This is a genomic window from Enterobacter sp. RHBSTW-00175 (assembly GCF_013927005.1).
Classification (GTDB): domain Bacteria; phylum Pseudomonadota; class Gammaproteobacteria; order Enterobacterales; family Enterobacteriaceae; genus Enterobacter.
In genome coordinates this window covers 52,130-65,134 of sequence record NZ_CP055930.1, presented here as the reverse complement: position 1 = coordinate 65,134, position 13,005 = coordinate 52,130, and the positions used below count along the sequence as shown (strand labels likewise).

The 13,005-nt window shown below is 45.1% G+C and carries 12 protein-coding genes, 1 tRNA gene and 1 pseudogene; 3 read left to right on the top strand and 11 right to left on the bottom strand.

What is annotated here, in order from left to right; genetic code table 11:
- Positions 1–13 precede the first annotated feature (13 nt).
- The 7 genes and pseudogenes from HV107_RS00340 to HV107_RS00310 all read right to left on the bottom strand — a co-directional run.
- The gene (locus HV107_RS00340; RefSeq protein WP_310649365.1) at positions 14–718 is read right to left on the bottom strand and encodes a hypothetical protein; all 705 of its coding nucleotides are present in this window, start codon (positions 716–718) and stop codon (positions 14–16) included.
- A 164-nt stretch (positions 719–882) separates the two neighbouring features.
- Positions 883–1,380, bottom strand: coding sequence for a cupin domain-containing protein (locus HV107_RS00335; protein ID WP_182061609.1), 498 nt, complete (start codon positions 1,378–1,380; stop codon positions 883–885).
- Between the two features lie 24 nt (positions 1,381–1,404).
- The gene (locus tag HV107_RS00330; protein ID WP_182061608.1) at positions 1,405–2,163 is read right to left on the bottom strand and encodes an SDR family NAD(P)-dependent oxidoreductase; all 759 of its coding nucleotides are present in this window, start codon (positions 2,161–2,163) and stop codon (positions 1,405–1,407) included.
- Positions 2,164–2,175: 12 nt separating this feature from the next.
- On the bottom strand, positions 2,176–3,348 hold the full coding sequence (locus tag HV107_RS00325; RefSeq protein WP_182061607.1) for an acyl-CoA dehydrogenase family protein: 1,173 nt from the start codon (positions 3,346–3,348) through the stop codon (positions 2,176–2,178).
- Between the two features lie 60 nt (positions 3,349–3,408).
- On the bottom strand, positions 3,409–4,851 hold the full coding sequence (locus tag HV107_RS00320) for an FAD-binding oxidoreductase (RefSeq protein ID WP_182061606.1): 1,443 nt from the start codon (positions 4,849–4,851) through the stop codon (positions 3,409–3,411).
- Positions 4,852–4,855: 4 nt separating this feature from the next.
- Positions 4,856–5,965 (bottom strand): GNAT family N-acetyltransferase, encoded by a 1,110-nt coding sequence (locus HV107_RS00315; RefSeq protein WP_182061605.1) that lies wholly within the window; start codon positions 5,963–5,965, stop codon positions 4,856–4,858.
- Positions 5,966–5,986: 21 nt separating this feature from the next.
- A pseudogene (locus HV107_RS00310) lies at positions 5,987–6,445 on the bottom strand (MFS transporter); the annotation flags it as partial.
- Between the two features lie 51 nt (positions 6,446–6,496).
- On the opposite strand from HV107_RS00310, the gene HV107_RS00305 reads away from it, so the two are divergent.
- A protein-coding gene (locus tag HV107_RS00305; protein ID WP_225988001.1) for an IS1-like element IS1A family transposase occupies positions 6,497–7,194 on the top strand; the annotation gives its coding sequence in 2 pieces (ribosomal slippage) (positions 6,497–6,746 and positions 6,746–7,194; 699 coding nt in all).
- Positions 7,195–7,204: 10 nt separating this feature from the next.
- On the opposite strand, the gene HV107_RS00300 is transcribed toward HV107_RS00305, so the two are convergent.
- Positions 7,205–7,948 carry an MFS transporter gene (locus HV107_RS00300; protein ID WP_182061604.1) on the bottom strand — a complete coding sequence of 248 codons (744 nt, stop codon included), beginning with the start codon at positions 7,946–7,948 and terminating at the stop codon, positions 7,205–7,207.
- A 270-nt stretch (positions 7,949–8,218) separates the two neighbouring features.
- Between HV107_RS00300 and HV107_RS00295 the strand changes: the two genes are divergently transcribed.
- On the top strand, positions 8,219–9,136 hold the full coding sequence (locus tag HV107_RS00295; protein ID WP_182061603.1) for a zinc-binding dehydrogenase: 918 nt from the start codon (positions 8,219–8,221) through the stop codon (positions 9,134–9,136).
- Between the two features lie 179 nt (positions 9,137–9,315).
- Positions 9,316–10,197, top strand: a complete 882-nt coding sequence (locus HV107_RS00290; RefSeq protein ID WP_182061602.1) for a LysR family transcriptional regulator — start codon at positions 9,316–9,318, stop codon at positions 10,195–10,197.
- Between the two features lie 191 nt (positions 10,198–10,388).
- Here the strand turns inward: HV107_RS00290 and HV107_RS00285 are convergent, their stop codons facing one another.
- The 3 genes from HV107_RS00285 to mtfA form a co-directional block, all read right to left on the bottom strand.
- The gene (locus HV107_RS00285) at positions 10,389–11,651 is read right to left on the bottom strand and encodes a phage integrase central domain-containing protein (protein WP_134706140.1); all 1,263 of its coding nucleotides are present in this window, start codon (positions 11,649–11,651) and stop codon (positions 10,389–10,391) included.
- A 161-nt stretch (positions 11,652–11,812) separates the two neighbouring features.
- Positions 11,813–11,888 (bottom strand) — tRNA-Asn (locus tag HV107_RS00280).
- A gap of 100 nt (positions 11,889–11,988) precedes the next feature.
- Positions 11,989–12,786: a DgsA anti-repressor MtfA gene (gene mtfA / locus HV107_RS00275; RefSeq protein WP_182061601.1), complete on the bottom strand. Its 798-nt coding sequence runs from the start codon at positions 12,784–12,786 to the stop codon at positions 11,989–11,991.
- Between the last annotated feature and the right edge of the window lie 219 nt (positions 12,787–13,005).

The following is a 13,005-nucleotide window of genomic DNA, read 5'->3' as shown; positions in this document are numbered from 1 at the left end:
GGTTTCATTATTTCTACAGGCAAGCCAAAATAGTCTTGATAGAGGGGATGATATGCGTGTGGAAGAATCCGAGGGTGATTTTTTTTCCAGCCAGCCAGTTGAATAGTTTATTTAACTCAGTTTGCCTGATAACAAAACATGCATCCTTCGGTAAGTTATAAATAGGAAAGTAGGCATCATTAAAGCTTAAATCTATGCCGTTTAATGACATTCCGTCGCGTAATGAAATTCTATTGTGAACTAGAAAGATTTCCCCAGATAAGGAAACAGTAATTCCATAGTTATTGTGCCCTCTTAGTACAGGTGATGGTATTTTTAGATGGTGAGCAAGTAGGCATTGTATGAGAAAATATTCATATCCAAAAAGACTTGTATCAATGACGCCATGAGCAGTGTGAAAATATTTACCTTCGGTGCTAAAAGTTAAATTACTCTCGCTAAAAAAATCGCTTTCATCCAACATAATTTTGTCGTCCGGTAAGTTATTGTCTTTAGTTTTTAGCTTTAATTTATGGTTATAGGATTTTATTTTCCTCAAGGTAATGGGAGACTGAAAGTATATCGAAAGGAGGATTTTACCCTGCAGAGCATATCGATAGATATCACTTTCTTGTATTTTCCTGATGCCGTTTTTCTTTGATGTTTTAACTGCTTCTTTGATAGTTAACCAGTCTGAGTTTAGATTTTTATTCTTAAAAAAAGCGAGCCTGTCTGACATAACATATCTCCTTTTACATATCCGTGCTGATAAATATGATGTCCTCACATAAGATGAATAAAGGATGACGGTTGATGGAAGGTTAGAGGGCTTTTTAAGTAACACCCGTTCAGATTTATTTGTAATATAAAAATGCCGCAAAGACTTCGCGGCATTTTGGTTTCTTATAAATTTGGATTAACATCGGGGTTTTCAAAGTCAGGAACAAAAGAAAGGTATTTCCCACCAATCTTAATAGCCCGTCTGTTTGCTTCGGCATCATGAATATGTAGTGGTGGTATAACGCCCTGTTTTGCTACGATTCCTGTTTCCCTAAAGAACCCTTCGAATCCAGCAGGAGAGAACATCAGTAATATCTTGATAGGTTTAATGCTGTTATTTCTAAATTGATGATAAATCCCCTTGGGAACATAAACAAAATCGCCTGGATTGGCATGAAAAATATTTTCTCCGGCTCTTACTGTTAATTGTCCATCTAGTACATAAAAAATCTCATCAGCGTCTTCATGAAGATGCCAAATCGGACCCCCGCCTGGACCCACAAATCCCTGGATAATAGAGATGTTTCCCCCGGTGTTTTCTTTATCCAGCTTTATAGTATAGGTGTTGTTATTTAACCAGAGCGGAATGCCTTCATTGTCTCGAATAATAAATGGCTGCATGATTTATACCTCGGGAATAATAATTTAAAGAGAATGGCCACCATCGATAACTATTCGTGAACCCACTAAGTAGTCAGACTGGCCTGAGCAGGACCAAATAATGGCTTCAGCGATCTCTTTAACATCACCAATACGCCCAATGGGGATTAAATCGCGCCATCTTTTGTCACGGTCTGCCGCCGATTCGCCGGGAAGTTGTGTCATTTCGGTGGCCAATGGGCCAGGGTTTATTGAGAAAACCCGCACGCCGTGCGTGATAGCCTCTTTTGCCGAGACGCGGGTCAATGCATCGACGGCAGCCTTTGAAGCGGTGTAGGCCGCCGTGCCCGGAATATTCAGCCCGATAGACATATTGGATGAAATATTAACGATAGTCCCGGCCCGGTTTTCTTTCATCGACTGAAGTTCGCGCTTCAGACTTTCAAACAAACCAATGACATTAGTAGTGAATACGTGATTAAAGTCTTCATTGGAGGCTTCATCGACAAAACCAAAAGAAAATACTCCGGCGTTATTAACGGCAATATCAAGAGTGCCGACTTTATGTTTTATTTCATCAAACAGGTTATCTATTGATTGATTATTATTTGCGTCGAAAGGAATAACCCATGATTTGCCAGGGGTCTCGGAGATCGCTTGCGCCGTTTCTTCGAGTTTCTGCGTATTTCGACCTGCAAGAATAACGGTTCCGCCAAGCCGTGAAAATGCCAAGGCTATTTCTCTGCCAAGTCCACTGCCTGCGCCGGTTACAAGAATTTTCTTTTGCGAAAAAATACCACTCATCGGTTCTCTTCCTTATATAAAGTAATCTTCGACTTTGCCACCAAGGAGAATATCGCCGCACACCTGCAGGACTTTTTCCTGCGCGACAGCGTGCTGGCAAATGGTGTTGATATCACGTAATGCGCGGTCAAAAGGTGTTTCATGGGTGTAGATAGAACCGCCGCCCTGTAGGTCATACAAGCTTGAAACGATGGTTCGCGCGGTTTGAAAGGCATTTCTTCGACTCAGAGCTGACTGCACGCGCCAATGAGTAATATCGTCATGAGCGGCATCGGCTTCGAGCGCCTGCCATAATGTACTTACGCTGGTGAGCACCGCGTTTCTGGTGATAAATAACTGATTCTCTGCGTTAGCCACCGCCGTCTGGACGCGCTTTGAGTTTCGCCATTTCACATCATTGATTCTGTCTGTGCGGTCGTCGGCGACGTCGTAGATATAGTCCAGACAGGCTCTCGCAAGCCCCAGCGGGATACCGGACATTTTGCGTAAAATTGCATCCGGCGTTTTGTGCAGTGGCCCTTGGCGTTTTGGTGCCGAGAAATTGAACGCGTGCTGTTCGGGAATGAACAATCCTTGCGTGGAGTAGTCCTGACTGCCGCTTCCCCGCAGGCCGGTGGTGAACCAGGTATCGGAAAAAAGGAAGTCGGCAGGACGCGCCAGCATGACTCGCCAAAGGGGCTTGCCGTTGTCATCCAGTACAAGATTGCCGTTACGGTAGAGGAAGCAACCTGCCGAGATGACATCGCCATGAGGCGATCCGCTGGCAAAACGCCATTTGCCAGTGACGATGTAGCCGCCATCAACTATCTCGGCTTTTCCCTGCGGGTGTATCCAACCCGCCACGGCCAGATTGGCGTGTGGAAAGATCTCTTTGGCGCTTTTTTCTTCCAAGAAACCTGAATAAATACCTGAGTCACAACCGATCATGGCGCACCAGGCGGTAGCCGTATCGCCCTGGGCGAGTTCTTCCAGCACAAGGATTTGCTCAATCGACGTCAGTCCGGCACCGCCCCATGATTGCGGGAAACACATTCCAAATATCCCAATGCCACGTAGTCTTTCAATAATATTGAGTGGTATCCTGCGATGCTCTTCTATTTCACGAGAGGAGTTACGTAATTCACCGCGTAAATCTCTTAGATTAACTAATATATTGCTAAATGTATTAATGTCATGAGTTATCATGGATACACCTCAATAAATGAATCTATATAATTAAATATTAAAAGTACATATTAGGTAGGATTAATAACTATATCGTCCGGATGCGAAAATTCCCTTTGGATCTAAAGTTTTTTGCAGACTTCTGATGATTTCGCCTTCACGAAGCGTTCTGGCATTGCGACTATTGGCGAGAGGATGTTCGACGTCCAAACGATAAGGATAAAAACCTGAAGCACTGAATTTTTCATGAAGAAGTTTCAGAGCCTGATGAGCTTTTTTTATTTCCTCTTCCACGCGTTCAAAACGAATGGATACGACGAGATCAATAATCTGATCACTCAGCGTATTAATTGTGGCGCCGCAGCGCACGCCAGTAGACTCGAAGATATCGTCAAAATGTAGATAAGCCTCTTTAATAGCCTGACCGGTAAAAGGAAGCAGAGGCAAGAAAAATATCCAGCCTTTGCCTTCGGCATCTATTTCAGCCGGTGTAGTACCGAGCGTCTTCTCCAGAAGGATATCATGATATTTAGTATCCCCTTGATAGGCAGAGGTAACTAGATTGGCGACGATATCATCTTGATAAGGATTCGTAGGGCTGTCGCTCCAGATCAAAGAGATGAATTTCTCGCCAGCTTTTACAAACTCGGTTTCCAGCGCGGTGGAAAGTGCCGACACTACTGAGGCGGCTCCCGAAAGGGGCAGGTGAACGAGAAACTCGCCCTTATTCGCACCATACGTCAGTGTTGAGGTTTCATCATAAACCTTAAGTACACCGTGAATTAACCCTTGTGCTGACCAACGCTGGAAGGTATTGATAGCATACTCTAAGTTTTCGGGAGAAAAGGAAATATAGGCGACGCGAGATTTGTCTGGTCGATTAAGTAGTCGTACAACGCCACCGGTTATAATTCCGAGATTCGATTGGGTGAATAACTGTACCAGTGAAGGGCCAATCCCGTGGGAGTATAATGCGCTATGTTTTCCCTGTTCCGGCCACCAGCCCACTCGGTGCAGTGTCCCGTTGGCGAGAACAATTTCCAGGCCGAGAAGATCTTCTGTACGCTGGTGCCTCAACCCTACGCCCCGATCGAGAGCATTACCTAAAAAACTCGTTTCTGCAGATGAGGCTGTCACATTAATAAAGCGATGGGTGTTCAGTAATTTTTGCGATAATGTTCCCTGCGTCACACCTGGCTCAATGACAGCATAACCCTCTGCGATATTAATCTCGCGGATTTTATTTAATCCGGTCAGCTTTAACTGCACGGCGTTGTCTGACGGAGGTTTTGTTGAACCTAACCCCCAATTGTATCCAGTTGAGTAGGGATAAAGCGCTGTTTCCCCGTCAAATTGATCTGCAAGCTTAACAATACGAATTACTTGTTCAATACTGGAAACATCCACTCGGCCAGAAACCGCTGGGGAAGTATATTCGCCAACATCATTCGGTGTGTTTACATAGGTGACGACGTTTTTATGATCTAAATGCTGTTCGAGAAAGGAGATGAACTTTTTGTTCATTTAATTAATCCTCTATTTTGCGATAGCTAATATTCGGGTTCAGAAAGAAATAGTGCATTTCATTACTGTATGAACCATCGTGATTTTTCAATCGTCCCGGACGCATCCCCTCAAATTCAAACCCTCCCTTTTGCGCGACTCTTTCTGACGCGATATTGCCTTCTTTGACACCAAGTTCTAAACGTACATAACCAGCTTCATTAAAGGCCCATTTTTTCAAAAGATTCAGTGCTCTTACGGCGTAGCCCAAACCACGATATTCCGGCAATATCCCGTAACCAACATCACCTACATGAGGTGGTACAACATTACGGATAACAATTTTTCCTACAGCATTACCAGTTGAGCATTCTATAATAGTGAGCAAAATATTAGGGCCTACGGCTGAATTAAGCCCACAACGACTAATTTTTTGTTTAATTTCATCAAGCGATGCTGTTTCGAATAAACCCCACTTAGATGATTCAGGATTTGATTGCTCTAGCCACATACAAAATGTGTCTTTTGGTTCAGCCAAACGCAGTGCAATTTTCTCATCACGATAAATATTGCTATCCACTGCAGGAAATAATAGACTTTTTGCCGCATTACTGTGATCCCTCAATAAGGAAAAAACTGCGAATTCCTGTAATTCTGATTTTGAATTGAGTTTTTGTGAAATGCCTTCAAAACTGTACCCACTCAATACAAGACTATTAATAACTTTATGATTGTCAATCAGAGTTCGCGTCTCAATTCTCAGTGCTTTATATTTTTTAAATAAAAGCATCGAAAGTGTTCGGAATAGTCCAGTTTTTATTTTTTCTCCTAAGGGTGTATGAATGCTAATATCCAAAATAATACTGTTCTCATCATTTTCTGATGAGCGCAGGAAAATATCCCCGATGTGTTCTGGCTTGCATTTTCGTATTACATGAATTTTATGTGTGATTGACCTCTTGTTGGGTGTCTCATCTAATAACCTTGTCTCACAGCGTTGGTCAATAATTTTATCACTCTCGCTGTGGTAAATAATTGGGATTCCTTGTTTATAATTATTTTCGGAAAATAAATGTGACTCCGGAATAGTTTGAATATTATTTTCATAGTCTAATGAATTAATTTCACTGTTCATGGTCTATTCCTATAGATATAGTCAGATATTTGCCTGAGGATTAACAGCAGACTCATCGTAACGGTTATTTCTCAAAACAGGGAGTAGGGTGACAATCGCCAATCCGGCTAAAAAAATGCCGATGAGCGCTGGTGCACGGTAACCATAACCTTGATCGATTGCATAGCCACCGGCCCAAGAGCCAATCACTACACCAAGACAAATGACAGAAGTATGCATGGTGTTAATCAATGAGGTATTTGGTGCTGCTTTAAACACGCGTGAGGACATGGCAGGAGTGAGAGTAATACCAGTAAGTCCTAAAATCATTACAGATATCAGCACTAATATTTTATTGTCGTAGAAGGTATAAAGTCCAAACAGTGCAAGTACTAGCACGACGCTACCAGTGAAAACAACTTTAATCGGCGATTTATCTGCTAGTCGACCTACAAGGAAGTTACCAATTACCGTGAATGCACCGTAAGCGAAAAGAAGGTGATGCTGCCAACTTACTGATTTAGTGTATGATGGTGTTTTTGAGGTGCTCCAGTGGCTTCTGTTTCTATCAGCTGTCCCTCCTGTTCAGCTACTGACGGGGTGGTGCGTAACGGCAAAAGCACCGCCGGACATCAGCGCTATCTCTGCTCTCACTGCCGTAAAACATGGCAACTGCAGTTCACTTACACCGCTTCTCAACCCGGTACGCACCAGAAAATCATTGATATGGCCATGAATGGCGTTGGATGCCGGGCAACCGCCCGCATTATGGGCGTTGGCCTCAACACGATTTTACGTCACTTAAAAAACTCAGGCCGCAGTCGGTAACCTCGCGCATACAGCCGGGCAGTGACGTCATCGTCTGCGCGGAAATGGACGAACAGTGGGGCTATGTCGGGGCTAAATCGCGCCAGCGCTGGCTGTTTTACGCGTATGACAGGCTCCGGAAGACGGTTGTTGCGCACGTATTCGGTGAACGCACTATGGCGACGCTGGGGCGTCTTATGAGCCTGCTGTCACCCTTTGACGTGGCGATATGGATGACGGATGGCTGGCCGCTGTATGAATCCCGCCTGAAGGGAAAGCTGCACGTAATCAGCAAGCGATATACGCAGCGAATTGAGCGGCATAACCTGAATCTGAGGCAGCACCTGGCACGGCTGGGACGGAAGTCGCTGTCGTTCTCAAAATCGGTGGAGCTGCATGACAAAGTCATCGGGCATTATCTGAACATAAAACACTATCAATAAGTTGGAGTCATTACCCGAAAAGAATAGCCGGGATATATGAAGTATCGAAACCGACAGTGTTTTCAAAATAGGGAACGAAGTAACTGAATGTCGCGAATGTTGCAGCAATAATAAAGAAACTCGTAATAAATGCCCCCCAGATTGATCTGTTTATAATTGAACCGAATTCAGCCTTAATACTACCCTTAGCCTCCGCCTTGAATTTAGGAACAATCAGTATAATACCTATTCCGGCTAAAGCTGTAAGGACAATAATTAATGCGAAGGAAACTCTCCAGCCATAATACTGATCAAGTATTGCTGATAGTGGCAGTCCCGCCACCGTCGCTATCATCATCCCGCCCAATACGATGGAGGCTGCAACGCCAAAGCGTTCCGGCGGAACCATTTTTGCCGCTGTCAACAGAGCAAAACCGAAGAAGGCTGCCGAAGATAATCCGGTCGCAAACCTCGCTACTGCTAAAAGATCATAAGTTGCAGAAACGGTTGCGACGACTTGGGCGACAAGAAATATGCCAGTAATAGTCAATAATGCTGCTTTATTGCTAAGTTTAACTAAAAATGTAGCAAGCAAGGGGCCACCGAAAACCATACCTAATGAATAAATAGTAATTAAATATCCAACTTTAGGAATGGAAACACCTAAATCAGATGACATGGATGTGATTAATCCTGCGACCATGTATTCAGATGTTGTCATGGCAAATAGAGTAAAACCTAAAACATATATTGCCGCTGGAAGTGGTTTGTTCATAAAAATTTACTCGATGTGATTAACAGTAATGAAACTAATACCCTCGATTATTGGCTTTTGTAAACAGAATATGAATCATAATTGTTATGACATTTTTCACCAATATAACCGGATGGTTTATCGAGTTGTCGTGTTAGGTTAGGAGGTTGAGATATCGAATTTTGGTTATTAAATCGTCATTGGCTTATCTTAAAAATAGATAATGTTATTTATTTAAATGTTATTTAATGGATTTTTATGAATGTGTAAATATCGAAAAGGAAAATAACAATGAGTGAATACGTGCAAGCAATTGTGAAATCAGATACCGGTGGTTTTAGATTCACCGATGTACAGCGGCCGGTCAGAAGGACGGAAAGTGATATTTTAATCAGAGTTTCCAATATATCACTTAATCGGGGAGAATTAGACTTTCCCTGGGAATCGGATAAGCCTGCCGGATGGGATGCATTTGGTATTGTGATCGAGACCAGCAGCGACGGTCAGGGACCAAAAATTGGGGAGCGGGTATTAACATGGAGTTTTTCGGGGGCCTGGAGCCAATATCGCGTTGTCGATCGTGTCAATGTCGCTATCGTGCCAGAGAGTGTATCAGCAGCGGTTGCAGCAGCGTTGCCGGTGGCAGGATTAACGGCGTTGCGTTCTCTGCGGACCCTTCATTTGCAGCCGGGCCAGTCTCTGGCCGTTACCGGCGCAACGGGCGGAGTCGGGCATTTGTTGGTTCAGTTGGCAATGCATGCCGGTATTAAAGTTTCGGCGGTGGCGCACAGTCAGCGTGGATTCGATTGGCTGCAAGCCAGCGACGTTAAACCCAACGAGGTACTATTGGCTAAAGAATATCCTTTTGAGGGAACCTTTGATGCCCTGGTCGATACCGTCGGTGGCGATTTACTGGCTCATCTATTAGACAATGTTGTCCCTAATGGCACAGTTCTCATTCTGGGCGTTGCCTCGGGGCAGGTGGCGAGCATAGACACCACAATTTTGGTATCACGAGGAATCGATCTGATTTCTTATAAGGATTATTCCCCGGCCGGAGAAGATTTAAACACCTTGCTCACTCTCGTTGCCGAGAAGATCATTAAAGTATACGCGGATAATATTGGTAGTTGGGATAAAGTCATTAAACAGGATTTCCTGCATCTTCTCGCTCCAGGCAAAGTCACGCTCAACGTGCCTCAGGACTAAGCTCAACTCGTACATAGTCCTCTATGTGTGTCGCCACGCAAGATATTGCAATAATTGTGGCGACATAGCGTTATCTTTTAACTAATCACACATTGATATTTAACTTCTGTCAGTTTTTTTTGTATCTTGATACCTCCACGAGGCATAGATGTTCGTGTAAGAGATGCAAGAGAAGACTTATGGATTTAAACGCGCTTAAAATCTTTATCAAGGTAGGGGAAACGCAGAGTTTTACCAAAGCTGCGCAGGCATTGGGCCTCACCCAATCAGGAGTCTCACGTGCAATTACCAGACTTGAGCTCGACCTTCGTGTTACCTTGCTTAACCGTAATACCCACTCTGTAAGTCTGACTACCGATGGCGTTTTTTTATATGAATCCTCAAGAAGCCTGATGCATGAAATGGATGAAGTTGGGCATTCGATTACCGGCAGAACTGTATTCCCTGAAGGCGAACTAAAAATAACGACACCTTCTGCCTATGGCCGATTGGTCATTATTCCTATGCTCAAAGAGATCCTGGACAGATATCCGGCATTAACAATTGACGCGGTTATGACTGACCGATTGGTTGATTTGGTGGAAGAAGGCTTTGACGCGGCGATTAGAATTGGCAGCGTACAGGACTCACGGCTTATCGCAAGAACCATCAAGCATTTACGTTTTGTCACCGTTGCGTCACCGGAATATTTAAACAGCCACGGAATTCCTAAAGAGCCAGCGGAACTGGTACAGCATAACTGTCTGGCTGTTAAAGCACAGAAAACTGGGCGTAGCACAAAGTGGTTTTATTATATAGCGGGAGAACAGCAGGCGTTTGATATTAAAGGTAATCTGGTCGTCGATACTGCGGATGTACTGTTAGAGGCAGCACTTAGCGGGATGGGAGTTGTTCAAATAATGGATTTTGCGGTCGGTAAATATCTGGAAAACGGTAAACTGGTCGAGATACTACAAGAATACTCCGAGGCTTCGATTCCGCTTTCATTAATTTATGCAAAATCGCGCCATCGTTCGCCTAAAATCAGTACATTGCTGGCGGCGTTAGGAATAAATACTTGACCCCCAACACAGATGCAATTGCGCTTGATTTGTGAGGGACCAAATTCAATATCCTGCTCCATTCTGTGACTAAAAACCAAACTCTGTATCAAGTTGACGGTATTTTAACTCTATATGCGAAGTATTTAGTCTTAAACGGGGCCCATTAGCTGAGCCCTTTTTCAAGCTTATCAATCGGTATATACCGAAGTTCAGACTTTGGACTGCTGATGGCCCAAAATATAGGATGGCACGAATTCCTCTCTGCATCTGTCCAGATAATCTGACCACCACTGCATCATCGCCTTGCGGGCTTCCAGATGCTCCGCCTTGTGGATGTATGCTGCCCGAACGCTATTGCGCTCCTGATGGCTCATCTGACGCTCAACCGCATCCTGTGACCAGAGACCTGATTCAATCAGGGCACTACAGGCCATTGCCCGAAACCCGTGGCCGCAGACATCCTCTTTAGTATTATATTCCATCAGCCGCAGCGCCTTATTAACCGTATTTTCACTCATTGGTCTGGATGGATTCCGGATGCTGGGGAACAGCAACTCCTGATCACCGGAGATTTCTCTTATCTGCTTCAGTATGTCGATGGTCTGATGTGACAGCGGGACAATATGTGGCGTACGCATTTTCGTCCCCCTGTCGGAATAGCGGACTCCGGGGATCGGCTCTCGTGTGGCGGGGATAGTCCAGATTTTGTTTCTGAAACTTATTTCCGTCCAGCGGGCAAACCGCAGTTCACTGGAGCGAATAAAGACATGCAGGGTGAGAGAAACAGCCAGCCGGGTTAATTCCCGTCCCTGATGATAACCATCAATTCGGCTCAACAGTTCGGGTAGTCGTTCAAGGGGAAGGGCGGGATAGTGTCGTTTAACCGGTGCTGCGATGATACCTTCGAGATTCGACGCCGGATTGCTCTCAATCATCCCCTGATGCACGGCATGCCGCATGATGTTGTACATATGTTGCCGGGTACGTGCTGCGACTTCCAGCAGACCTTTTTGCTCAATGCCTTTCAGCAGATCGATAAAGTGACGAGGTTTCAGTTCAGCTACTGGCAAGTGTCCAATCACAGGAAATATATGATTGTTCATGCTGGCAAGAAGACGGGAGGCGTGGTTCTCTGACCATGTTCTGTTGCTTTTATGCCAGCTCAATGCAACGTGCTTAAATGTTTTTTCCGGTGAGCGGGCAGCTTTCTCTGCGATACGTTGCTGTGATGGATTGATATTCTGCGTCAGCAGTTTGCGTATGCCATCACGTTGCTGACGAGCGTAAGCCAGAGAAACATCGGGATAGGCACCTAGGCCGAGGCGGGATTCTTTACCATTGACTCGATATTTGAGATACCAGAGACGTGAACCGCCTGGATTGACTAAAAGGTACAGGCCATGAGAATCGGAAACTTTGAAAGGTTTAGCGGATGGTTTTAAGCTGCGGATTTTTGTGTCGTTAAGAGACATTTGGGGGTCACTCCGTCATCGAACCAACTTGACCCCAAATCTGACCACCAAATTCTCCCGATGCAGAGGGAAAACTAAAAATGCATCGGGAATATTTTTCACGCTAACTTATTGAATCTAAATCACATAAGGATTCGCAAAGAGGCATGAAAACAAGAATTTGGCTCCTCTGACTGGACTCGAACCAGTGACATACGGATTAACAGTCCGCCGTTCTACCGACTGAACTACAGAGGAATCGTGTGAACGAGGCGCATGTTAATGGCCTCTCTAATTTGTGTCAACACTAAAATTAACATGCTGATTCAAATGATTAATTAAGCTTCAAAATGTTGTTTTAGTGTACTTGAGTGGATGAATTGCCACCATACTCGCTATTTTTACGTAAACGCTGTAACGGATCTTGCTGGTAAAAATGGCAGAAGCGCTGCCACAGGGCCGGGAAACGCGGTGCAAAAAGCTCGGGGGCGCTGAAAAAATACTCCGACAGCACGGCGAAACACTCCGCAGGATCGGTAGCTGCATAGGCATCGATGCTGGCGGCGCTCTCACCAACCAGATCAATTTCATCCTGAATATTATCCATCGCCGCGTGCAGGTCGTGTTCCCATCCCGCCACTTCGCGTAAGGGTATCAGCGGTACGCCGCTAGCCCGGTCGCCGTTGCGGGTATCAAGCTTATGCGCCACTTCATGAACAATAAGGTTAAACCCGGATGCATCGAAAGAGTCCTGGATATCCATCCAGTTGAGGATAATTGGCCCTTGCAGCCAGCTTTGCCCCGACTGCACGACACGCTGGTTATGCACCAGCCCGATATCATCCTGCCATTCGTCATCAACAACAAACGGCGCCGGGTAAATCAGCACCTCGTGGAATCCATCGAGCCACTCGATGCCGAGTTCCAGAACCGGTAAGCAGAAGAGCAGGGCGATACGCGAACTTTTCAGCGCATCCAGTTCAAATCCCTGAAGTGCAACCAGGCGTTTTTGCTGCAAGAAACGATCGGCAAGCTGAACCAGTCTTGCCTGGTCGTCCGGCGGGAGATTAGCCAGTAGAGGGATAGCCAGCGCTTCATCCCAGGGCAGCGCCGTATTTCGACCTGCATCATTCGATTTCCAGGGCCACTTAATCATCGCTTTGCTCGCAAACTCGTTACTTGAACAAAATTGGAAGGTCAGGTCTGTTAACATGCCAAACAATCCGGCATGGTGGCAACCACCAAAACAGGGTTGCCAGAGCGTCTGAACAGATTTGTGTTGATAACCAGAGTAGAGGTTACGCTACCGGAAGGATAAATTCCCCTCTCTTTGCCAGTGTTGCTTCAAACTTATCAGCCTGATCCTGTCTCACGT